Consider the following 21,206-nt stretch of genomic DNA (forward strand, 5'->3'; position numbering starts at 1 on the left):
GGCTGCTATGTCAGACGCGCCAGCTCGACGAGGTCGAGCTGGCACTGGTCTATTTCGACGTCGCCAGCCACAAGGAAATCCTCTTCGTCGAACGCCACGGAGCACAGAGCCTACGCTTTTTTTTCGAAACCCAGTGTCAGGCGTTTCTCGACTGGGCCGAACAGGAACTGGCCCATCGCGACGCGCGCAATCAGGCGCTCACCGCGCTGGGTTTTCCTCATGCCGATTTCCGCACCGGCCAGCGGCAACTCGCCGAGGCGGTATACAAGGCGGCCTGCACGGGCACCACACTCATGGCGCAAGCGCCGACCGGTATCGGCAAGACCCTGGGCACGCTGTTTCCGCAACTCAAGGCGTTTCCCGGCCAGCAGCTCGACAAGCTTTTCTTTCTCGCTGCCAAGACCTCCGGCCGCCGCCTGGCGCTGGATGCACTGCAAACGCTACAGCGCAACGGCGCGGGTGATTTGCGTGTGCTCGAACTGATCGCGCGTGACAAGGCCTGCGAGCACCCGGACAAGGCCTGTCACGGCGAATCCTGCCCGTTGGCGAAGGGTTTCTATGATCGTTTGCCCGCGGCCCGAGCAGCGGCATTGCAGCACAGCATGCTCGACCAAGCGGCCCTGCGAGAGGTCGCCCTCGCCCATCGGGTCTGCCCCTATTACCTCAGCCAGGAGCTGGCGCGCTGGGCGGACGCCGTGGTCGGCGACTACAACTACTATTTCGACATCAGCGCCCTGCTCTACGGCCTGACGCTCAACAATGACTGGCGTATCAGCGTGCTGGTGGACGAAGCGCACAACCTGCTCGAACGCGCGCGCGGCATGTACAGCGCCGAGCTCGATCAGCGGGTCTTTGCCGGTCTCGGCGGCAAGGCGCCAGCGCCCTTGAAACGCCCGCTGGGTCGGGTACAGCGCTGCTGGAACGACCTGCATCGCGAGCAGCTGGCGAATTATCAGGTGCAGCCCGAGCTGCCGCTCAAGCTGCTCGGCGCGCTACAACAGGCCGTCAGCGCTGTCACCGATTACCTTGGCGAACAGCCCGGCGGGCTGGATGCAGAGCTGCAACGGGCCTATTTCGATGCCATGCATTTCTGCCGGATCGCCGAACTGTTCGGCGAGCATTCGTTGTTCGATATCAGCCTGTTACCCGCAACTGGCCGCGGCAAGACCAAGCGTTCGATGCTGTGCCTGCGCAATGTGGTTCCAGCGCCCTTCCTCGCGCCACGGTTAGAACAGGCTCGTTCAACGGTGCTGTTCTCTGCCACGCTGAACCCGCGCCGGTTCCATGCCGATATGTTGGGCCTGCCCACGGGTAGCGCTTGGATCGAGGTCGAATCACCGTTCCAGGCCGATCAGCTGCGGGTGTGCCTGGCCGAGCATGTCTCGACCCGCTATCAGCACCGTCAGGCCACGCTGGGTGCCGTGGTCGAGCTCATCGCCCGGCAATATCGCGAGCGCACCGGCAACTACCTAGCGTTTTTCAGCAGCTTTGATTACCTGCAACAGGTGACCGCGCTGCTGCGCGAGCAGTATCCGGACGTGCACTTCTGGGAGCAGACTCGCGGCATGCAGGAAGCGGCCCGCAGTGCATTTCTCGACCGATTCACCGAACACAGCAAGGGCGTCGGTTTTGCGGTGCTCGGCGGCGCATTCGCCGAAGGCATCGACCTGCCAGGCAACCGCTTGATTGGCGCTTTTATCGCCACCCTCGGCCTGCCACAGGTCAATCCGGTCAACGAGCAGTTCAAGGCACGCCTTGAACTGTTATTCGGCCGCGGCTTGGGTTACGACTACACCTACCTCTACCCCGGGCTGCAGAAAGTCGTGCAGGCTGCGGGACGGGTTATCCGCACACAGAGCGATGAAGGCGTCGTGCACCTGATCGACGACCGTTTCGGCCGGTCGCAGATACGCCGCCTGCTGCCGAGCTGGTGGCAGCTTTCGCCAGTTTCCAGCGACTGAGGCCACGCAACGGCGCCGTTCGGGTTGCGTGGTGTCCGGAGGCTCGCTATAGTCCTGCGCCGCCGATTCCCCATCGGCACACTGCTACGCAGTCTCCGCCCGGATGGCGAAATTGGTATACGCAAGAGACTTAAAATCTCTCATCCGAAAGGGTATGCGGGTTCGACCCCCGCTCCGGGCACCAGTCACCACGCGGGCTTAAGCGTCACCTAGTGCATTTTTCCATATGCAAGCCAGAGTACGGTCAATCACCAGTCAATCACCTGACTGCAGTTTGAGCACTGGGCTTGTGCAACTACGCGACCCGGATCGCGACCTCCCGCCGCCGTGAATCATCTGAAGCGAGAAGGCCATCGGTGCGGCTCCACAATCTGCTTTTACCAAGGCAAGCCTAGGTTCTTTCTGAAAAAGCTGTTTTTCCCACCTAAGAATCGCTCTCCGTTGTCCCAGTTAGGCATTATCTGCCTTAGGTAGGAATCGGCCCTCCGAGTATTCCGTAACGCTCAATATCTCGAACGCTCACTCCGAGAGTGCCCCGCACTATTTTGGCGCCCTCGCCGCTTTCGTTCGAGGCGGCCTCGACGTTGGAAATTATTCGCTGGCCAAGTGGTCTGGATCATGAACACTCCTTGCGGCGGACATTATCCACCTTAAGTCAGTGTCCACTCAGCCCGGGACAGACCAGGGCTTCCTTGCGGATGTGTTGATATTGGGGGTGCCAATGCACCCAGCCTGAATTGCACTAGGCCGGGTGCGTGCCTCCTAGCGGGCGCTCAGCAGGCGTAGCTTTTGGCTGTGTCTTTCAAAATGTCTGCGAACTCGAAAATGTCGTCGAGCGCGTCGATCGGATGGCGGGTCTCGTTCTTGTCCGCGTCGAAGGTACCGAGGTACTTTTGCTGACGGTTGAAGTGCAGGCGGGCCAGCGGCTTACGATTGTTGTCATCGAGCAGCACGCCGAAATAGCTTTGCGTGTCGCGGGCGGCTATGCGCTTCACGTCGACTTCCGACCGTACGATCGCCTTGATGATGTTGAAGCCCTCGATTTCTTCAACCGTGGTTTCGATCTTGGTCTTCTCAGCATCGCTATCGGGAGAGTTTTCGGCCGGCTCTTGTGTCTCAGGTGATACCTGGGCAGGGATCACAGGTCTTACGACACCGGTCATCGCTGACTTCAGGCGCTCATTTATCTGATCCCCCAGAAACTGCGCCGTAGCCTTTCGAGTGAGCTGGGCGAACTGCTCGCGCACCTTCTGAGTGATGACACCGTCATACACGCGGGAAGCTACGAGCCGGACGAAGTCATCGTCGGGTTCGCTGAACTGGGCGGCGAGGACACGCTTAATCTGCCCTACATACTTCAGCTCGCCCGCGGCGCTGATGATCGAGTCGACATCGAATGCGCTCTTGGTCAGCTTCTGCAGCTCCGGCACGACGTGGTCATCGATGTCGAGAAGGTCGAATTCGAGGAACGGCTTTTCGTCCATCTTGTTTGGGGCGTCCAGGTCAGTGAAGAAGCGGTAGACCTGGCCATTGGTGAGGATCGAGATTCTGGCTGTCGTAACGTGGAAGTAGCGGAAGAGCTGGCTGGCGTGGTTGATATTCAGTGGCTCGCCGATCTTCTTGCTTTCGATCAGGATCTGGATCTGCCCATCCTTGAGGATGGCATAGTCGATCTTCTCGCCTTTCTTGGTTCCGACGTCACAAACGAACTCGGGAACCACTTCTGTAGGGTCGAAGACGTCGTAGCCGAGCACGCTCTGTATGAAGGGCATGACAAAGGCGTTCTTGGTAGCTTCTTCGGTCTGAATGACCGACTTTTGCTGACGGATCTTCGCAGCCAGACTGGCCAGTTTCTCTTGAAACTCCATAACCCCCTCCTTGATACCGCTGTTGGCAATCCTTTGATTCGATTCTGCCATCAGTGGTGAGCAGTTGCGATAGGCAAGAAGTCGCGGTAATCGGTCGCTTTGCTGGGCAAACGCCAAGCGGGCTGGGCCGGTACAGGTGACGGCCGCTCACAAGTAAAAGTGACTTGGAGACTCAGTTAAAACCCTCACATTCGAGGGAATAGCCGTGGTGGTGGCGCGGTAAATACCACTAAACGGTGGGGTTTGAGCGCCGGTGAGTTCGGGCGGAAACTGGATTTACCGTCAAGGGTGGAAAAGTAGGGCGATGGCAGGCGTCTCCGTTACGGAGACGCCTGAGCGATGGCTCAGATCCGATCCATCTGCCAATAGGGGTAAGCGCGACTGGTGCGAGACCGTGCTGTCACTCTTCCATTATTTGCTTGTAGCGCCGACTGTATTCCTCATGGCTGAGGCCCGTCTCGCCCTGCAACCGCTGCAGCTGAACCTGCTTCCACTGATCCGGGCTGAGCAGGTTTGCACTAGCAGAACTAGTAGTTGATGACAGATGTTGTGCCGATGCAGGAATCGTTGGGCTGGAGGCGTCGATGTTGCCAATGCATTGATACTTAACGATCACCTGGCCCGCCACACAGTTCCCCCAGCCGTCGCGCTGCTGGCAGTTCACGGTCTGACCACCGAATGGCTCGGCCTGGCTATATCCCCAGACACTACATTTTTGCTTAGCAATCGCATACGCCTGCTGCTGATTAACAACGGGCTTTTCGAAAGGGCGAAAGTCGTACGCCATATCGACGCTGCCGTCAGCGCGGCTACCCCCATAGCATAAAAATCCTTTCTGGTTGCGCATCCGGAGAGGCAATTATCGCTAATGCTGACGCGACGATACGGACGACTATACGGGACATGTGGCTCACTAAAACCTCCTTGTTGGGTTTGCTTTGATGTGATTCTGCTATCACGGCAGCCGACTGCGATAGATGGTGCATCGTTTCGGTTGTACCCCCCAGCTGGCTCCGCGCTCTGGGTGGTGTATGGCTCAAACTGGTCGTTCTAGTTGGTCTCGGTGAGATTTCCTCAAACTGAGTGTCCAGAAAGATAGCGCGTACATAATTGTGTCTACAGACACATAAGATGCTATCCTGAGTCCATGGAATTAATCGAGCAATTGCCATGACTGCGACTCTTCAGGCACCCGCGTTTACCAAAGACCAGTGCGCCGCCGGCCTTCGAACCGCGGTGAACGTTCTCGAAAAATGGCAGGCGTCTACCGAACAGGCCTGTCGGATACTGCGTATCTCCCGCAGTACTCACGCACGGGCCAAACTCCGCAATGCAGATTGGTCGGTCAGTCTGGACCCCGACCAGATGCAGCGCGTCAGTTTTATTCTCAACATCCACGCAGCACTTCGGCTGATCTTCGATAACCCGGAAAACACTTACGGCTTTCCGGCAATGCCCAATCACAACGAATTCTTCAACGGGCGATCGCCACTGGAGGTAATGGCTCAGGGGGACATGATTTCCCTGTACGAGTCGTTCCGCCGTATCGACAGCCTGCGAGGCGCGCAGTGGTAGTGCCGAAAGGGCTTTCCGTGCGGGCCGATGCCCGTTGTCAGGCCTATCGGCTGGTGAACTCCAAGTATCCCCCCATCGATCTGTTCGATGACGTAGCCGACGCCGAGGAATTTGAAATCCTCTATCAGTTGCAGGCGCTGACAAACCCGAGATTGCACAACGAAACTGGCCGCCTCGAGCTGATTCCTCGGTCAGAAATACCATTTGGCATTCCGGGCTGCTCCTACGCTACGGCGCCGTTCACCCACGTGAATCCAGCCGGCTCTCGTTTCAGCGATGGCAGCTACGGCGTGTTGTATCTGGCCGACAGCATGGAAACGGCACTGGCCGAGGTGCGGTATCACCAGGAGCACTACTGGTCGAATGTCGTAGGCTTGAACTTCGAGCGGTTCGTTTTCCGCGGGTTGTCATGTCAGTTCAACGAGGCCGGGCTGCTGGATGCCACGAGCGTGTCGATGTCGGATCCGATCTACGACGCGGATGATTACTTCCAGTCCCGCCAGTTCGGTCGCCTCGCCAGGCAAGAGGGATTCCCCGGGTTGCGGTATCACTCGGTACGTAGCCCAGGCCGGCACTGCTGGGCACTCATGACGCCGCGGCGCGTACTGTCCATCGTTCAGACCGCACACTACGAGATGATCTGGAACGCTGGCATCACCAGCGTCAGCGCGATCACCGAAGTCTGATGCTGGCGCGTTAGCCGTCTTCTCCTCCCTGCACCGGCCATCCGATTGCGCCGTGCTGCCAAACCGCTGTAACAATCATCGCGCATCGTCTGCTCATGGACTCCCCATGGCGCAAGGACGCTCCACCGAACTCACGACGTGAGGACGCGAACATGAGCAAGCGATCACTCGAAGAACTGGTTACCCGATCGGATATCAGTGCACTCCAGCCCATGGTGCATTGGCGCCGCGGGCGTCGTAACGGTCATGACAAGGCCGGGCCGAACGCTGCCGCACTGATTCAGCGCGCCGCACATGATATCGGCATGCTGAGAACCGCCGTACACAGCTAAGCTCGACTCCTGTCAGGCCTCGCGAACGAGTCGCAAGGCCTGCTCCAGAGCTTTTCTGTGGCCTTGACGGCTGTCAATGGCAAAAATAGTAAGCAGCCTATCTTTCGCTCCGATGTCAACCAAGGAGCGGCACATGAAGAACCTGCATCCCCATCATCTGACCCCCTACCTGCTGAGCGCTGGGCTGTTATGCAGTCCGGCGGTTTTCGCTCAGGAAACCTTCAGCAGCTTGTTCACCGACGCGAAACCGATTCTGGATGTGCGCTATCGCTACGAGCACGTCGATCAGGACAACGCACTTGAGCACGCCAACGCCCAGACGCTGCGCACCCGCGTCGGCTTTCAGACCGGCAAGTGGTACGGCCTGTCGGCTCTGGTCGAGGCAGACAACGTAAGCCGCCTGGGTGATGCGGCCTACAACAGCACACGCAACGGCCAGACCGATTACTCCGTGGTAGCCGACCCCGACGGCAGCGAGATCAACCAGGCGCTGTTGCGCTACGACCACGAACTCGGCAGCGCCATTGTCGGCCGTCAGCGCATCAATCTGGACAACCAGCGCTTCGTCGGTGGCGTCGGTTGGCGGCAGAACGAACAAACCTACGACGGCGTGCTGGGCCAGCTGCAACCGCTCGACAAGCTGACCCTGACTTACGCCTACATCAACAACATCAACACGATCTTCGGCCCGGGCGACAACCGTTTCGACAATCGCGCCAACCCGGCCAATATCGAAGGCCACAGCCATCTGTTCAACGCCCGCTACGCTCACTCACCGGCGCTGACGGCCACCGCCTACAGCTATCTGCTGGGACTGGACAACATCGCCACTGCACCCGCCGCTGCGCTCGGAACCCTGTCCAGCAAGACCACAGGTCTGCGTCTGAACGGTGCCCTCCACGGCATCAGCTATGCGCTTGAATATGCACGCCAGCAGGACTACGCCGACAATCCACAGGAGCTGAGCAGCGAGTACTACCTGGCCGAACTTGGCTACGCCCTCAAGGGTGCGACTCTGAAAGCGGGCGTGGAAGTACTGAGCGGCGACTCGGGGCCGGGCAATCGCGCCTTCCAGACGCCGTTGGCCACCAAGCACGCCTTTCAGGGCTGGGCCGACACCTTCCTGCTGACGCCCGCGGACGGTGTGCAGGACGTTTACCTGGGGGGCACACTACCGCTCTTGGGCGGCACGCTGCAGGCCTGGTACCACGACTTCCGCGCCGAGCGTGGTAGCGAGCAGTACGGGGAAGAGATCAACATCGGTTACAGCCGCGCCATCCCGCTGGTCAAAGGGCTGGTCGCAACGGTCAAGTACGCCGGCTACGACGCGGACGACTATTCGGTGGACACCGAGAAGCTTTGGGCACAGCTGCAGTACAGCTACTAAGCGATACGGGTCGGGCGTTCGCGCCCGACCTTCCTTACTCAGCTATCGCGTGTGACGAGGCAGGCGCAGGGAGATAATCGCGGCGAGCAGCACGAAAAGTGACGATACCCACAGGCAAGCCTGCAACCCATAGGCCTGGAACACCCAACCGGAGAGCAGGGTACCGATCAACCGACCCATGGCGTTGGACATGTAATAGAACCCCACGTCCAGCGAAACGCCGTCTTCCTTGGCGTAGCTGACGATCAGATAGCTGTGCAGCGAGGAATTCACCGCGAACAGCGCACCGAATAGCAGCAGCCCGCCGATCAGCACCCATTGCGGCGATGCATCAGTTGTCAGGCCCACAGCGATTGCCGCCGGTAGCGCCGCCAGCAGCGCGGCCCAGATGAAGGCCGCACGTCCATCCGGTACCTTGCCGCTGCGCTTGCCGGTAATGGCCGGAGCCATCGACTGGACGATGCCATAGCCGATGATCCAGCAGGCCAGAAAGCCGCCGACCATCCAGAAATTCCAGCCGAAGACGGTGCTCAGGTACACCGGTAGCGCGATGACGAACCAGACATCGCGAGCCCCGAAGAGAAACAGCCGCGCGGCCGACAGTACGTTGATTGCCTGGCTTTTGGAGAGGATGTCCTTGAACTTCGGTTTGGCCTTCGCCTTGCCAAGATCCTTTTTCAACAGCACCAGGCTGCCGATCCAGATCACGGCTAGCACCGCAGCCATCGCCAGGACCGCGCCGCCGAATCCCAGCAGCGTCAGCAGTGCGCCACCGAGGAAAAATCCCACGCCCTTGAGGGCATTCTTCGAGCCGGTGAGGATGGCCACCCACTTGTACAGCGTGCCCTGCTGGCTGTCGGGTACCAGGAGCTTGATCGAGCTCTTGGCCGACATCTTGTTCAGATCCTTGGCGATACCGGACAACGCCTGCGCACCCATCACCCAAGGCACCGTCAGCCACGCCGCTGGCACGGTGAGCATCAGCAGCGCCACCACCTGCATCGCCAGGCCAAGGTTCATCGTCCGGTTCAGGCCGAGTCGAGCGCCGAGATAGCCGCCAACCAGATTGGTGACAACACCGAACACCTCGTAGAACAGGAACAGCGCCGCGATCTGCAGTGGCGTGTAGCCCAACGAATGGAAATGCAGCACCACCAGCATGCGCAGCGCGCCGTCGGTGAGCGTGAACGCCCAGTAATTACCGGTGACGATCAGGTACTGGCGCACCTCGGGGGACAGTCTGGCAAAGGCTTGCATGGTCGGTTCCGGATTGATTGAGCAGGTGTACTGCGCAGCTAGATTGGCGATGGCGTGGCATGCCGAGAAAAGAGTCGGGGATTCGAGTCACGGATTTGCCGTAGGGTGGGCTCCAGCCCACCCTCCCTGCCCTTCTTCCATAGCCCGCACCGCTCTCAGCGAACGCCTCTCAGCGGCATCTCACCCTGCCAGCCCCACCATGCGCGCCAGTTCCACGGTGCGGTTGGCGTAGCCCCATTCGTTGTCGTACCAGGCGTAGATCTTCACCTGAGTGCCGTTGACCACCATGGTCGACAGCGCATCGATGATCGACGAGCGCGGGTCGGTGCGGTAGTCGATGGAAACCAGCGGCCGCTCCTCATACCCGAGGATGCCCTTCAGCTCGCCCTCTGCCGCGGCCTTGAGCAGCTGGTTCACCTCAGCGGCATCGGTAGGGCGCTCCACTTCGAACACGCAATCGGTCAGCGAGGCATTGGCCACCGGCACGCGAACGGCATGGCCGTTCAGCTTGCCGCGCAGCTCCGGGAAGATTTCGGCGATCGCCGTGGCCGAGCCGGTGGTCGTGGGAATCAAGCTCATGCCCGAGGCCCGCGCGCGGCGCAGGTCCTTGTGCGGCTGATCGAGAATGCTCTGGGTATTGGTCAGGTCATGGATGGTGGTGATCGAACCGTGGCGGATGCCGAGCTGCTCATGGATCACCTTGACCACCGGCGCCAGGCAGTTGGTGGTGCAGGATGCCGCGGTGACGATGCGATGCTGCGCCGGATCGAACAGACTATCGTTGACGCCCATGACGATGTTCAGTGCACCCGGCTCCTTCACCGGCGCGCTGACCACGACGCGTTTGACGCCCTGCTCCAGATATTGCTGCAGCACGGCAACGGTCTTCATCTTGCCGCTGGCCTCGATGACCAGATCGCAGCCCGACCAGTCGGTTTCGCTGATCGCCTTGTTGGCGCTGACCTTTACCCGCTGGCCGTCGATCACCAGACAGTCGCCATCGGATCCCGCTTCGTGTTGCCAGCGACCGTGAATGGAGTCGAAGTTCAGCAGGTGCGCATGGGTCGCCGCGTCCCCTGCCGGATCGTTGATCTGCACGAAGTCCAGCTCCGGCCAATCCCATGCCGCGCGCAGTGCCAGACGTCCGATGCGGCCGAAGCCGTTGATGCCAACTTTGATGCTCATGGATGACTCGCTTTTAAAAGGTGAATCAGGAAGTTCGTGGCGCAAACATGATGATCGCCATGCCCAGCATCGCCACGGCGCAGCCAAGCAGGTCCCACCAGGTCGGGCGAACGCCATCGACCAGCCACAGCCAGACCAGCGCCACGCCGACATACACGCCGCCGTACGCCGCATACACGCGCCCGGCAGCGGTGGGATGCAGCGACAGCAGCCAGGCGAACAGCGCGAGGGAAAGAGCAGCTGGCAACAGCAACCAGATACTCTTGCCCTGTTTCAGCCAGAGGTATGGCAGGTAGCAGCCGACGATCTCCGCTATCGCGGTGATGACGAACAGGCCAAGCGTATTCAGCATGCGAAGCCCGTCATGCGCCGAAGCGTTCGATCCAGCCGACATGGGCCAGATGCTGGATAGCCTTGGGGCGCAGCGCCTGGACGCTGGCGATGGCGCTTGCGCGCGGCACGTCGCGGTCTATCAGAATGCGCGCTGCGATCAGGCCCGTACGACCGGAGCCGCCCTTGCAGTGAATGGCGATGCGCTTGCCGGCATCCAGCAGCTCATTGATCCGATCCGCCGACTGTTCCCAGGCCTGGTCGAAGTCCGCCAGCGGCACCTGTTCGTCAGCCACCGGCAGGTGAAACCACTCGAGGCCGCGCTCGGCACAGAGCTGCGTCAGCTGCGTCGCTTCGTTGCGCGCCAGCTCTTCAGCAGGCATCAGGGTGATCAGCGCGTCAGCGCCGGCCGCTTGCAGGGTAGCCAGCGCCTCATCGACGCTGGTGCCCTTGCTGCCGGGGCACGGTGTGAAGATCAGCTGACCGGCGCTGCCGGGTACATCAAGGATGTCGTAGGGATGGGACACGCGGGCGATTCCTGAAAGTCAGATGGAGCGTTGATTGACGCGACGGGACAGCGCTTCGGCTGACTCCTTGCGTTCCGAATAGCGATCGACCAGGTAGTCGGCCCGACCGCGTACCAGCAGGGTGAACTTGATCAGCTCCTCCATCACATCCACCACGCGGTCGTAGTAGGCCGAGGGCTTCATCCGGCCGGCGTCGTCGAATTCGAGAAAGGCCTTGGCCACCGAGGACTGGTTCGGGATGGTGATCATGCGCATCCAGCGGCCCAGCACGCGCATCTGGTTCAGCGCGTTGAACGACTGAGAGCCGCCACTGACCTGCATGATCGCCAACGTCTTGCCCTGTGTCGGCCGCACCGCGCCCATGGCCAGCGGCACCCAGTCGATCTGCGCCTTGAACACCGCGCTCATCGAGCCGTGACGCTCCGGCGAACACCACACCTGACCTTCCGACCACTGCATCAGCTCGCGCAGCTCCTGCACCTTCGGATGGCTGTCCGGTGCATCGTCCGGCAGGGGCAATCCGGACGGATTGAATATGCGCGTCTCGGCACCGAAACGCTCGAGCAGGCGCGCAGCTTCCTGTACCAGCAGACGACTGTAGGAGCGCTCCCGGTTAGAGCCATAGAGCAGCAGGATGCGTGGCCTGTGTTCTGGACCTGCCGGCAGGGCAAGCTTGTCCAGGTCAGGCATATCCAGCAGATCTGGGTCGATATTGGGCAGATCGTCGTTCATTAGGCATGTCCTGCTAGGTTCAAAGTGTGCCGATGCGCGCCAGCTCGGTTCTCAGCGTAGCGGCATCCAGCTGAGCGAGCGGTAGCGCGAGAAACGCGGTGAAACGTAGCTTGAGCCTGACCAGCGTGGCATCGAACGCCGCTTTTATTTCCTCGGGACTACCGACGCTCTCGGAAGGATCGGCAAGCCCCCAGTGCGCCTTGGTGGCTGGGCCGAAATGCACCGGGCACGCTTCGCCAGCGGCCTTGTCGCAGACGGTGATAACGAATTCGGGATTCAGCGCCTGATGCGCGTCGCTGCTCTTGCTATACAAGCCATCAGCCGCAATGCCGGCCCGCGCCAGCGCCTCAAGCGTCAGTGGATTGATTTCGCCTCTTGGCTCGCTGCCGGCGCTGAACGCGCGCATGCCGGCCGGCGCGAGATGGTTAAACAGCGCCTCGGCCAGAATGCTGCGGCAGCTGTTGGCGGTGCAGAGAAAGAGAATCTTCATGGTCGTTCTTGATTCAGGCGCATGAGCTGGCGCGTTCTGGGCGGTTGCGCATACTTTCGAGGCGCTGCACGTTATCGCCCAGCCAATTCTTGTTGGCGGCCAGGATCGGCTGCAGCATGTCGGTCACCCAGTCAGGCAGGTGCGGGTGGAGTCGGTAGTAAACCCATTGGCCCTGACGGCGGTCTTCCAGAATTCCGCATCCGCGCAGCAGCGCCAGATGCCGCGAGATCTTTGGCTGGCTTTCATCCAGCGCACAGGTCAGCTCGCAGACACACAATTCGCCTTCACGGGCGACGAGCAACGCGATCCGCACGCGAGTCTCGTCTGCCAGGCATTTGAATACAGTGGTAGGTGTCAGGTGCTCGACCATTGATATCTTCTCAGCGCTTGTTCTTGACCAACACGAACATCTTGATCCGCTCATGTATCTCATGAAGCGTGTGCCGGTAGGCATCCGGCTGGTCGCTGGTGGCAGGGTCTTCGAAGTTCCAGGCGATGTACTCGCCCGCACCAGGCAGTGCAAGGCATTCCAGCGATGACTTATCACACAGCGTGATCACGAAATCGAACGGTTGCCCTTCCACTTCCTCCAGCGATTTGCTGTGCAATCCCACTGTCGCAACGCCAAGCTGCTCGAGCGCTGCCAACGCTCGTAGATCGACCTGGGTGGGAGCGGTGCCTGCACTGAACGCCTCGAAGTGCTCCGAATCGGTATGCCGCAGCAACGCCTCGGCGAGCTGGGAGCGTGCCGAGTTGGCGACGCAGACGAACAGGACACGCGATTTGTAGGCCATGAAGCCGTTCCCCATAAGATATGCTTGGGCGAATATATTGCTTAGCGCATAAGCAAGTAAAGCTCTCTCTCTCTCTCTCGAGTAGCCCAGCTATTTAGTGCGCGCTGTCAAAGGCGAGTTTGTTGCGCCGGAACAAGAGGCGTATATTCCGCATCGCATATATTTATTCGAACGAATATCCGCCTTTACGGGAGCCGCTTGATGACAGCACCCAATGTTCTCGATGTCATCATCATTGGCGCAGGACAGTCCGCCCTGACGACTGCGTACTTTGTGCGCCGCACGTCGCTGTCCTATCTGCTGTTGGATGAACAGCCCAGTCCCGGCGGCGCATGGCTGCACGCCTGGGAGTCGCTGAGACTGTTCTCACCCGCCGCCTGGAGCTCGATTGCCGGCTGGCCGATGCCTGCTCCGGTCGAGCCGGGCAATCCCACGCGCAGCGATGTTATCGATTATTTGCGACGTTACGAAGATCGCTACCGGTTTCCCATTCAGCGATCGGTTCGAGTCGATACGATCAGCCGCCTCGACGATCTCTGGCGTGTGCAAGCAGGCGATCAGCATTGGCTGGCTCGCGCAGTCATCAGTGCGACGGGCACCTGGAGCAAGCCTTTCATTCCGCCTTATGAAGGGCGCGAGCTTTTTCAGGGTGCGCAGATTCACTCGGCTCACTACCGTGACCCTGGTCCCTTCGCAGGTAAACGGGTGATGGTGGTAGGCGGTGGAAACTCCGGCGCGCAGGTCCTCGCCGAGCTATCCAGAGTCAGCGAGACACGCTGGGTCACTCAGGAGCCACCTGCGTTTCTGCCCGACGATGTCGACGGCCGCGTGCTGTTCGAGCGCGCCACCGCGCGCTGGAAGGCGCAGCAGGAGGGGCGCAGCATCGACGAGCCGGCCGGCGGCTTCGGTGACATCGTCATGGTGCCGCCGGTTCGCGAAGCCCGCGAGCGTGACGTTCTGGTGGCCGAGCGCCCCTTCGCGCGCTTCACCGAAACGGGAGTCGAGTGGGCGGATGGGCGTCGTGAGGACCTGGACGCGGTGATCTGGTGCACAGGTTTCCGCCCGGCACTGGACCATCTTCGTGAACTCGGCATCATCGAGGCCGATGGCAAAGTACAGGTAGAAGGCACCCGTGTCGTGAAGCAACCCAATCTCTGGCTGGTGGGCTACGGCGACTGGACCGGCATGGCATCTGCCACGCTGATCGGCGTCACCCGCACGGCGCGGAGTACCGTCGATGAGGTCGTTCAGGCACTTGCCGCAAAGCCCCTGCAGCGCCCCTAGCAACCACCGATGCAATCCCGATCATCATGCGAAAAGGTGTAATTAGCGATGTCCAGTCAATGTGAAGTGGCCGGGAAGAAAGCGGCCGGCGTCCCGCTCGGATTCTTCGAGCGTTATCTGACGCTCTGGGTCTTTCTCTGCATCGTTGCCGGCACCCTCCTCGGTCTGGGACTGCCCGCTGCCGCACAAGCGGTCGGCGCGCTGGAAATCGCCCATGTGAACATTCCGGTCGGCCTGCTGATCTGGGTGATGATCATCCCGATGCTGATGAAAATCGATTTCTCGGCGCTGCGGGAGGTTTATGCACAACGGGCGAGCATGGGCATCACGCTGTTCGTCAACTGGGCGGTCAAGCCATTCACCATGGCCCTGCTCGGCTGGGTATTCATAAAGCATGTCTTCGCGCCGTGGCTCCCGGCTTCCGAGCTCGATAGCTACATGGCTGGCCTGATCCTCCTGGGCGCCGCACCCTGCACGGCGATGGTTTTCGTCTGGAGCAATCTCTGCAACGGCAACGCCAATTTCACCCTGACCCAGGTGGCGCTGAACGACGTGGTAATGGTGTTTGCCTTTGCGCCAATCGTCGCCCTGCTGCTCGGCGTGTCGTCGATTCCAGTGCCCTGGGATACCCTGTTGCTCTCGGTAGTGATGTACATCGTCATTCCGCTGGCCATCGCCCAGTTCATTCGCGGCCGGCTGATGAAGCGCGGTGAGCCGGCCTTTCAGGCGGCACTGGCGAAGGTGCAGCCATTTTCCATCGTGGCGTTGCTGGCGACCCTCGTCCTGCTGTTCTCCTTCCAGGGCGAAGCGATCGTGGCCCAGCCGTTGATCATCGCCATGCTCGCGGTACCGATCCTGCTGCAAACACTATTCATCGCCGGGCTCGGCTACTGGCTCAACCGTCGCTTCCTGGTTCGCCATGATGTTGCCGGCCCTTCAGCGATGATCGGTGCTTCGAACTTCTTCGAACTAGCGGTTGCCGTTGCAATCGTGCTCTATGGTTTCAATTCAGGCGCGGCCCTTGCGACCGTAGTTGGCGTATTGATCGAGGTGCCGGTCATGCTCTGGCTGGTGCGCAGCATCAACCGCAGCCGTGACTGGTACAACCGGGCGTTGCCTGCTGATTGAGCTGGAACCACTCACCTTCGCTTGACCCTGATCAGCAGGGCGGCGCGCAGGCTGACTACCATCGATGCAGACCCCTGAGAGGACCACAGACATGGACAGCCCCGCACAAGAGCAGCCTGCCTCGACCAGTGACACACCACTTTCGCTGAGAGCGCACTTGCGTAACTTCTGGCGGGGCCATCCCACCGAAGCCAAAGTGCTGCTCGGAATGTGCGCGGCGTTCCTGCTGATCTTCTTCCTGCCGATGGGCCAGCCCCGTTTCGAAAACGCGGTACTGGAAGGCCTGCGCCTGACGCAGTGGTACGCCCGTGAACATGTGATTCTCTGCCTGCTGCCAGCCTTCGTCATCGCGGGCGCAATGGCCGTCTACATCAGCCAGGGCGCCGTGATGAAGCACCTGGGCCCGGCTTCGCCGAAGCCCGTGGCGTTCGGTGTGGCATCCATCGCCGGCACGCTGCTGGCGGTGTGCTCCTGCACCGTACTGCCGCTGTTTGGCGGCATCTACAGGCGCGGTGCCGGCTTGGGTGCAGCAATCGCCTTTCTCTATTCGGGGCCGGCGATCAACGTCATGGCCATCGTGGTCACCGCCAAGGTGCTTGGCGCCGAGCTCGGGATCGCTCGAGCCGTTGGCGCCATCGTGTTCGCCTTGGTAATCGGCGCCATCATGCACCTGCTCTACCGCCGCGAGGAGGCTGCACGTGCGGCCAAAAGTGCCCGCGGTTTCGCCGGTGACGACGACGGGCACCCGCTCGGCGACATCGTCGCCTTGTTCAGCTTGATGATCGGCATTCTGGTATTCGCCAACTGGGCCAGCGCGGAGAACTCGGCCTGGATGGCCGTGCATGCCTGGAAGTGGCCAATCACCGCAACCCTCGCCATCTTGCTGGCGTCATTGCTGGTGCGTCGCTGGAACTGGTCGGTACGACCGTTGCTCATGATTGGCGCGCTGGTCGCTGCGAGCGCTCTGCTTACGCCTCAGTGGCCGGAGCTTGCCATGGTCATAGGCATCGCGGGGTTGATGCTACAGGCCAGCCGCCAGAACGCAGCAAGCCAGGAATGGGTCGGTCAGAGCTGGGACTTCACCAAACAGATCATGCCGTTACTGCTTGGCGGGGTGCTGATCGCCGGCATGCTGCTCGGCCGCCCCGGCCACGAAGGGCTGATTCCCAGCGAGTGGGTCGTCTGGGCTGTGGGCGACAACAGCTTCACGTCCACCCTCCTCGCCTCGGTCCTCGGCGCCTTCATGTATTTTTCTACCCTGACCGAAGTACCCATCGTGGAAGGTCTGTTGGGCGCAGGAATGGGCAAGGGCCCGGCACTGGCAATCCTTCTGGCGGGGCCTGCGTTGTCGCTACCGAACATGCTGGTGATTCGTACCGTGCTCGGCACGCAGAAAACGATCGTGTACTGCTCGCTGGTAGTGGTCATGGCCACGCTCAGCGGCTATCTCTATGGCCAACTGATGTGAGGACGACAATGAAACTGACTGTTTATGGGTCTGGCTGCGCCAAGTGCCAACAGCTTTCCGCCAACGCCGAAGCTGCTGCGCGGCGACTCGGCCTGGAGTTCGAGGTCGAGAAAGTCACCGACGTAAACGCCATCATCGACGCGGGCATCATGCGCACCCCTGCGCTCGCAGTTGATGAGGATATTGTCGTGGAGGGCAAGGTGCCGAGCAGCGATGAGCTTGAGCAGCTGCTGGGCTGAGTGATCTCGTCGCAACGCTGCAAATGCGGCGCGACTGTCGAACGGAACCGTCCTGTGCAGTTCACGGCCTCATAGTTGAACTGTCAGGAGGAGCGAGAAGTGTCCGATTCGATGACGTACCTGGCCATAGCGGCTGCGGTAGCGCTGATAGCCGCGAATCTGCTTGCGATCATCAGCGTCTTCAAAAGTGAGCGAACCGTAGGCGCAAAGGCGCTTTGGGCAATCGGTATTGCCGTCTTCCCGATACTGGGACTGCTGTTCTGGTTGTTGGTCGGCTTGCGCCGGGCGCGCTGATCAGGGCTTCAGCCCCAACAGATACAGCGCTTTGCCCAGCACCCTTACCGAATCGGCATGTTTGCCAGCCTGATGCAGCTGCTCGCCCTCAGCACGCAACTCACGAACTTGCTGCAGCGTAGCGGCATCCTTGGGCGGATTGGTTTCGAGCTGCTCATCAATCTTGGCCATGTCCATGGGACAGTGCATCGCCAGCAGCGGCGTGCTGAACAGGACGGCAAGGGTAAAAGCTGTGAGGCGTCGCATGGCTGTTCTCCTCGCGCGAAAGGCGCTCTCGAAGTATAGATAGCCTTTACGGAGTCGCTCGTTGCCAAACTAATTGGCGTATCAAGATGCTTGGCTTTTAGCCACGCAAAAGAAAAAGCCCCAAGCAACTAGTTGCTTGGGGCTTTTCAATATGGAGGCCGATGTCGGAATCGAACCGGCGTACACGGATTTGCAATCCGCTGCATAACCACTCTGCCAACCGGCCTCAAAACGAAGGCGCCGCATTATTACTGCGGCGCGATCTTACAAACTGGAGCGGGAAACGAGACTCGAACTCGCGACCCCGACCTTGGCAAGGTCGTGCTCTACCAACTGAGCTATTCCCGCGTTGTCTTGGTGACGGGCGCCATTCTATACGATCGAATGCTGCCGTCAACCCCTTGATTAAAAAAGTTTTTATTTCTTTTCTGAGGTGCTCAGGTGCGGCCAGGCAGCCATCAGGTAATTGATCATCGACCAAAGCGTCAGCCCCGCTGCCACGATCAACAGCGCATAACCCAGCCCGACCCAGATTGTTGGCTGCGGCGGATTGGCCAGCAGGATCACCAGCGCGACCATCTGCGCAGCGGTCTTCCACTTGCCCAGGTTCGACACCGCCACCTGCGCGCGAGCGCCCAGCTCGGCCATCCATTCGCGCAAGGCCGAGACGACGATCTCCCGACCGATGATGATTGCTGCCGGCAATGTCAGCCAGAGGTTCGAATGCTCTTCGACCAGTAACACCAGCGCTACAGCGACCATCAGCTTGTCGGCCACCGGATCGAGAAAGGCACCGAACGGCGTGCTTTGCTCGAGACGGCGCGCCAGGTAGCCATCGAGCCAGTCGGTCAGCGCCGCAACGGTGAATACTGCACTCGCGGCCAGGTAGCTCCAGTAGAACGGGAGATAGAACAGCAGAATGAAGATGGGTATCAGCAGCACGCGTAGAACGGTGAGCAAGTTCGGGATATTCATCGGTACCACTGATCGGCGGAATTCGGGGACAGTTTACTCACTGTGCAGGGCGGCATAAATCGACTCGGCAAGCTTTTTACTGATGCCGGGAGCCTTGGCGATCTCGTCGAGGCTGGCTCTGCACAGTTCCTGAAGACCGCCGAAATGCGTAAGCAGTTCGCGACGGCGCTTCGGTCCGATGCCAGGGACACCTTCGAGCGTCGAGGTTCGCCGCGCTTTTCCGCGTCTGGCACGGTGGCCGGTAATGGCGAAACGGTGCGCCTCGTCGCGCACCTGCTGGATCAGGTGCAGCGCCGGCGAGTCTGCGGGAAGCGTGAACTCGTGAGCCGCATCGTTGAGGTAAAGGGTTTCCAGCCCCGGCTTGCGCGTCACACCCTTGGCCACGCCGAGCAGGATCAGATCCGGCACGGCCAGTTCTTCGAGCACTTCACGCGCCATGTTCAGCTGGCCCTTGCCGCCATCGACCAGCAGGATGTCCGGCAGCTTGCCCTCGCCCTCCGCTGCCTTGCGGAAACGCCGGGACAGCGCCTGGTGCATCGCCGCATAGTCATCGCCCGCGGTAACACCCTCGATGTTGTAGCGTCGATAGTCCGACTTCAGCGGTCCCTCCGGCCCGAAGACCACGCAGGATGCCACCGTCGCCTCGCCGCTGGAATGGCTGATGTCGAAGCATTCCAGGCGCATCGGCGGTTCGTCGAGTTCCAGCGCTTCGGCCAGCGCGTCGAACCGAGCGGACAGATGCTGACGATTGGCCAGGCGTGCAGCCATCGCCTGTTCCGCGTTGGTCAGCGCCAGCTGCTGCCAGCGCGCACGCGTGCCACGTACGCGATGGGTAATGGTCAGATCGAAGCTGCGCAGCTCGGCGATGGCACTGATCAGCGTCGGAAAGTCCTCGTGCACGGCGTTGACGATCAGCTCTCCCGGTAGATCGCGTTCGGCGGCGCCTAGGTAGTACTGCTCGAGAAACGCCTGCAGCACCTCGGCGACACTTTCCTCGATAGCCACCTGCGGGAAGAAATTCTTGCTCCCCAGCACCCGGCCGCCACGCACGGTGATCAGGTGAACGCAGGCACCGCCCGGGCTGACCACCGCGGCGACGATATCCACGTCGCCAGTGCCGCCCTCCATGCTCTGCTGATCCTGCACGCGACGCAGGATGCCGATCTGATCGCGAATCTCGGCGGCACGCTCGAAATCGAGGTTCATCGCCGCCTTTTCCATATTGCGTGACAGCTCTTCGGCCAGCGCATTGCTACGGCCTTCGAGGAACATGACCGAATGTCGTACGTCCTCGGCGTATTCCTCCGGCTCGACCAGATTCACGCAAGGCGCCTTGCAGCGCTTGATCTGGTACTGCAGGCAGGGACGTGTGCGGTTGCGGTAGTAGCTGTCTTCGCATTGGCGTACGAAGAAGGCCTTCTGCAGCAGGCTCAAGCTTTCGCGGATCGCGCCGGCGCTCGGATAGGGGCCGAAGTAGCGTCCCGGCTCCTTCTTCGCACCTCGGTGAATACTCAGTCGTGGAAACTCACCGGCCGAGAGGAACACATAGGGATAGGACTTATCGTCCCGCAGCAGGATGTTGTAAGGCGGTCGCCATTGCTTGATCAGGGTCTGCTCGAGCAGCAGCGCCTCGGTCTCGTTGGCGGTGATGGTGGTTTCGACCTGCGCGATCTTGGCCACCAGGGCGGCGGTCTTCGGTGCCTGGCCCGTCTTGCGGAAATAGCTGGCCAGACGCTTCTTGAGATTCTTGGCCTTGCCGACGTAGAGCAGTTTGGCCTGTGCGTCGAACATGCGGTAGACGCCCGGCCGGCCGCTGCAGGCGGCCAGGAACGCCGATGGGTCGAAGGTTTCGCTCATCAGTTGACGGTGTCGACCATCCCGTGGCGAACCGCCAGCAGGGCAAGCTCGACATCACTGGTAATCGACAGCTTTTCGAAGATGCGATAACGGTAGGTGTTGACTGTTTTCGGCGAGAGACAGAGCTTGTCGGAGATGCTTTGCACCTTCTGGCAGTTGGCGATCATCAATGCGATCTGGATTTCCCGCTCCGAGAGCAGATCGAATGGCGATTCGCTGAGCTGCGGCTGGAAGGATTTGAGCGCCAGTTGCTGGGCGATCTGCGGGCTGATGTAGCGCTGACCACCAAATACCATGCGAATGGCCTGCACCATTTCCTCCAGCGCCGCACCTTTGGTCAGATAACCCGCGGCGCCAGCCTGCAGGAGGCGCGTCGGGAAAGGGTCTTCTTCACATATGGTCACAGCGATGACCTTCAGATCGGGGTAGCTGCGCAGCAGCTTGCGGGTCGCCTCGAGGCCACCGATGCCCGGCATCTTGACGTCCATCAGCACCACATCAGGCTTCAGTTCCCGCGCCTTGCGGATGGCGTCTTCGCCGGAATCGGGGTTTGGGGAGCAATGGAACCAAAAACCAACGTAAGCCCTACCA

The 21,206-nt window shown here is 60.6% G+C and carries 24 protein-coding genes and 3 tRNA genes; 11 read left to right on the top strand and 16 right to left on the bottom strand.

Features of this window, described 5'->3' with window-relative positions; genetic code table 11:
- On the top strand, positions 1-1,961 hold a 1,961-nt coding region (locus LO50_RS06160), incomplete at its 5' end, for an ATP-dependent DNA helicase (RefSeq protein ID WP_044314451.1).
- A 97-nt stretch (positions 1,962-2,058) separates the two neighbouring features.
- Positions 2,059-2,145: transfer RNA gene (locus tag LO50_RS06165), tRNA-Leu, on the top strand.
- Positions 2,146-2,734: 589 nt separating this feature from the next.
- Here LO50_RS06165 and LO50_RS06170 read toward each other — a convergent pair.
- Both LO50_RS06170 and yecR read right to left on the bottom strand, forming a co-directional pair.
- Positions 2,735-3,829, bottom strand: a complete 1,095-nt coding sequence (locus LO50_RS06170) for a type I restriction endonuclease (RefSeq protein ID WP_044314452.1) — start codon at positions 3,827-3,829, stop codon at positions 2,735-2,737.
- Positions 3,830-4,229: 400 nt separating this feature from the next.
- Positions 4,230-4,616, bottom strand: coding sequence for a YecR family lipoprotein (gene yecR / locus LO50_RS23825; protein ID WP_161794479.1), 387 nt, complete (start codon positions 4,614-4,616; stop codon positions 4,230-4,232).
- Positions 4,617-4,999: 383 nt separating this feature from the next.
- Between yecR and LO50_RS06180 the strand changes: the two genes are divergently transcribed.
- The 4 genes from LO50_RS06180 (at position 5,000) to LO50_RS06195 (ending at position 7,809) form a co-directional block, all read left to right on the top strand.
- Positions 5,000-5,404 (top strand): hypothetical protein, encoded by a 405-nt coding sequence (locus tag LO50_RS06180; protein WP_044314453.1) that lies wholly within the window; start codon positions 5,000-5,002, stop codon positions 5,402-5,404.
- Positions 5,404-6,090 carry an RES family NAD+ phosphorylase gene (locus LO50_RS06185; protein WP_044314454.1) on the top strand — a complete coding sequence of 229 codons (687 nt, stop codon included), beginning with the start codon at positions 5,404-5,406 and terminating at the stop codon, positions 6,088-6,090. Before LO50_RS06180 ends, LO50_RS06185 begins: the two co-directional genes overlap by 1 nt.
- 152 nt (positions 6,091-6,242) lie before the next feature.
- The gene (locus LO50_RS06190) at positions 6,243-6,422 is read left to right on the top strand and encodes a hypothetical protein (protein ID WP_014820245.1); all 180 of its coding nucleotides are present in this window, start codon (positions 6,243-6,245) and stop codon (positions 6,420-6,422) included.
- Positions 6,423-6,555: 133 nt separating this feature from the next.
- Positions 6,556-7,809 carry an alginate export family protein gene (locus LO50_RS06195; protein WP_044314455.1) on the top strand — a complete coding sequence of 418 codons (1,254 nt, stop codon included), beginning with the start codon at positions 6,556-6,558 and terminating at the stop codon, positions 7,807-7,809.
- A 42-nt stretch (positions 7,810-7,851) separates the two neighbouring features.
- On the opposite strand, the gene arsJ is transcribed toward LO50_RS06195, so the two are convergent.
- The 8 genes from arsJ to LO50_RS06235 all read right to left on the bottom strand — a co-directional run bounded on the left by arsJ (position 7,852) and on the right by LO50_RS06235 (position 13,124).
- Positions 7,852-9,066, bottom strand: coding sequence for an organoarsenical effux MFS transporter ArsJ (gene arsJ / locus LO50_RS06200; protein ID WP_044314456.1), 1,215 nt, complete (start codon positions 9,064-9,066; stop codon positions 7,852-7,854).
- Positions 9,067-9,246: 180 nt separating this feature from the next.
- Positions 9,247-10,251, bottom strand: a complete 1,005-nt coding sequence (locus tag LO50_RS06205) for an ArsJ-associated glyceraldehyde-3-phosphate dehydrogenase (protein ID WP_044314457.1) — start codon at positions 10,249-10,251, stop codon at positions 9,247-9,249.
- Positions 10,252-10,276: 25 nt separating this feature from the next.
- The gene (locus tag LO50_RS06210; RefSeq protein WP_003284967.1) at positions 10,277-10,603 is read right to left on the bottom strand and encodes a YnfA family protein; all 327 of its coding nucleotides are present in this window, start codon (positions 10,601-10,603) and stop codon (positions 10,277-10,279) included.
- A 10-nt stretch (positions 10,604-10,613) separates the two neighbouring features.
- The gene (locus LO50_RS06215) at positions 10,614-11,108 is read right to left on the bottom strand and encodes a phosphatase domain-containing putative toxin (protein WP_044314458.1); all 495 of its coding nucleotides are present in this window, start codon (positions 11,106-11,108) and stop codon (positions 10,614-10,616) included.
- 18 nt (positions 11,109-11,126) lie between these two features.
- The gene (gene arsH, locus LO50_RS06220) at positions 11,127-11,840 is read right to left on the bottom strand and encodes an arsenical resistance protein ArsH (protein ID WP_014820250.1); all 714 of its coding nucleotides are present in this window, start codon (positions 11,838-11,840) and stop codon (positions 11,127-11,129) included.
- Between the two features lie 19 nt (positions 11,841-11,859).
- Positions 11,860-12,330: an arsenate reductase ArsC gene (locus tag LO50_RS06225; RefSeq protein ID WP_044314459.1), complete on the bottom strand. Its 471-nt coding sequence runs from the start codon at positions 12,328-12,330 to the stop codon at positions 11,860-11,862.
- Positions 12,331-12,343: 13 nt separating this feature from the next.
- Entirely contained in the window at positions 12,344-12,700 is a 357-nt protein-coding gene (locus LO50_RS06230; protein ID WP_014820252.1) for a metalloregulator ArsR/SmtB family transcription factor, read from the bottom strand.
- A 10-nt stretch (positions 12,701-12,710) separates the two neighbouring features.
- A complete protein-coding gene (locus LO50_RS06235) occupies positions 12,711-13,124 on the bottom strand; it encodes an arsenate reductase ArsC (RefSeq protein WP_014820253.1) in 414 nt (137 codons plus the stop codon).
- Between the two features lie 201 nt (positions 13,125-13,325).
- On the opposite strand from LO50_RS06235, the gene LO50_RS06240 reads away from it, so the two are divergent.
- From LO50_RS06240 to LO50_RS06260, 5 genes are all read left to right on the top strand, one after another.
- Positions 13,326-14,408: an ArsO family NAD(P)H-dependent flavin-containing monooxygenase gene (locus LO50_RS06240; RefSeq protein ID WP_044314460.1), complete on the top strand. Its 1,083-nt coding sequence runs from the start codon at positions 13,326-13,328 to the stop codon at positions 14,406-14,408.
- Positions 14,409-14,456: 48 nt separating this feature from the next.
- Entirely contained in the window at positions 14,457-15,536 is a 1,080-nt protein-coding gene (gene arsB / locus LO50_RS06245; RefSeq protein ID WP_014820255.1) for an ACR3 family arsenite efflux transporter, read from the top strand.
- 91 nt (positions 15,537-15,627) lie between these two features.
- On the top strand, positions 15,628-17,004 hold the full coding sequence (locus tag LO50_RS06250; RefSeq protein WP_044314461.1) for a permease: 1,377 nt from the start codon (positions 15,628-15,630) through the stop codon (positions 17,002-17,004).
- Positions 17,005-17,012: 8 nt separating this feature from the next.
- The gene (locus tag LO50_RS06255) at positions 17,013-17,243 is read left to right on the top strand and encodes a thioredoxin family protein (protein ID WP_044314462.1); all 231 of its coding nucleotides are present in this window, start codon (positions 17,013-17,015) and stop codon (positions 17,241-17,243) included.
- A gap of 111 nt (positions 17,244-17,354) precedes the next feature.
- Positions 17,355-17,537 carry a PLDc N-terminal domain-containing protein gene (locus LO50_RS06260; protein WP_014820258.1) on the top strand — a complete coding sequence of 61 codons (183 nt, stop codon included), beginning with the start codon at positions 17,355-17,357 and terminating at the stop codon, positions 17,535-17,537.
- Here LO50_RS06260 and LO50_RS06265 read toward each other — a convergent pair whose 3' ends face one another.
- The 6 genes from LO50_RS06265 to gacA all read right to left on the bottom strand — a co-directional run.
- On the bottom strand, positions 17,538-17,783 hold the full coding sequence (locus tag LO50_RS06265) for a hypothetical protein (RefSeq protein ID WP_014820259.1): 246 nt from the start codon (positions 17,781-17,783) through the stop codon (positions 17,538-17,540). It abuts the gene before it with no gap.
- Between the two features lie 152 nt (positions 17,784-17,935).
- Positions 17,936-18,009: transfer RNA gene (locus LO50_RS06270), tRNA-Cys, on the bottom strand.
- Between the two features lie 46 nt (positions 18,010-18,055).
- A tRNA-Gly gene (locus tag LO50_RS06275) sits at positions 18,056-18,131 on the bottom strand.
- 69 nt (positions 18,132-18,200) lie between these two features.
- Positions 18,201-18,758: a CDP-diacylglycerol--glycerol-3-phosphate 3-phosphatidyltransferase gene (pgsA, locus tag LO50_RS06280; protein ID WP_003300236.1), complete on the bottom strand. Its 558-nt coding sequence runs from the start codon at positions 18,756-18,758 to the stop codon at positions 18,201-18,203.
- Between the two features lie 33 nt (positions 18,759-18,791).
- On the bottom strand, positions 18,792-20,615 hold the full coding sequence (gene uvrC, locus LO50_RS06285) for an excinuclease ABC subunit UvrC (protein WP_014820261.1): 1,824 nt from the start codon (positions 20,613-20,615) through the stop codon (positions 18,792-18,794).
- On the bottom strand, positions 20,615-21,206 hold a 592-nt coding region (gacA, locus tag LO50_RS06290), incomplete at its 5' end, for a response regulator transcription factor GacA (protein ID WP_044314463.1). The genes uvrC and gacA, both read right to left, overlap by 1 nt.

This window comes from Stutzerimonas stutzeri (assembly GCF_000935215.1).
Taxonomy (GTDB): Bacteria; Pseudomonadota; Gammaproteobacteria; order Pseudomonadales; family Pseudomonadaceae; genus Stutzerimonas.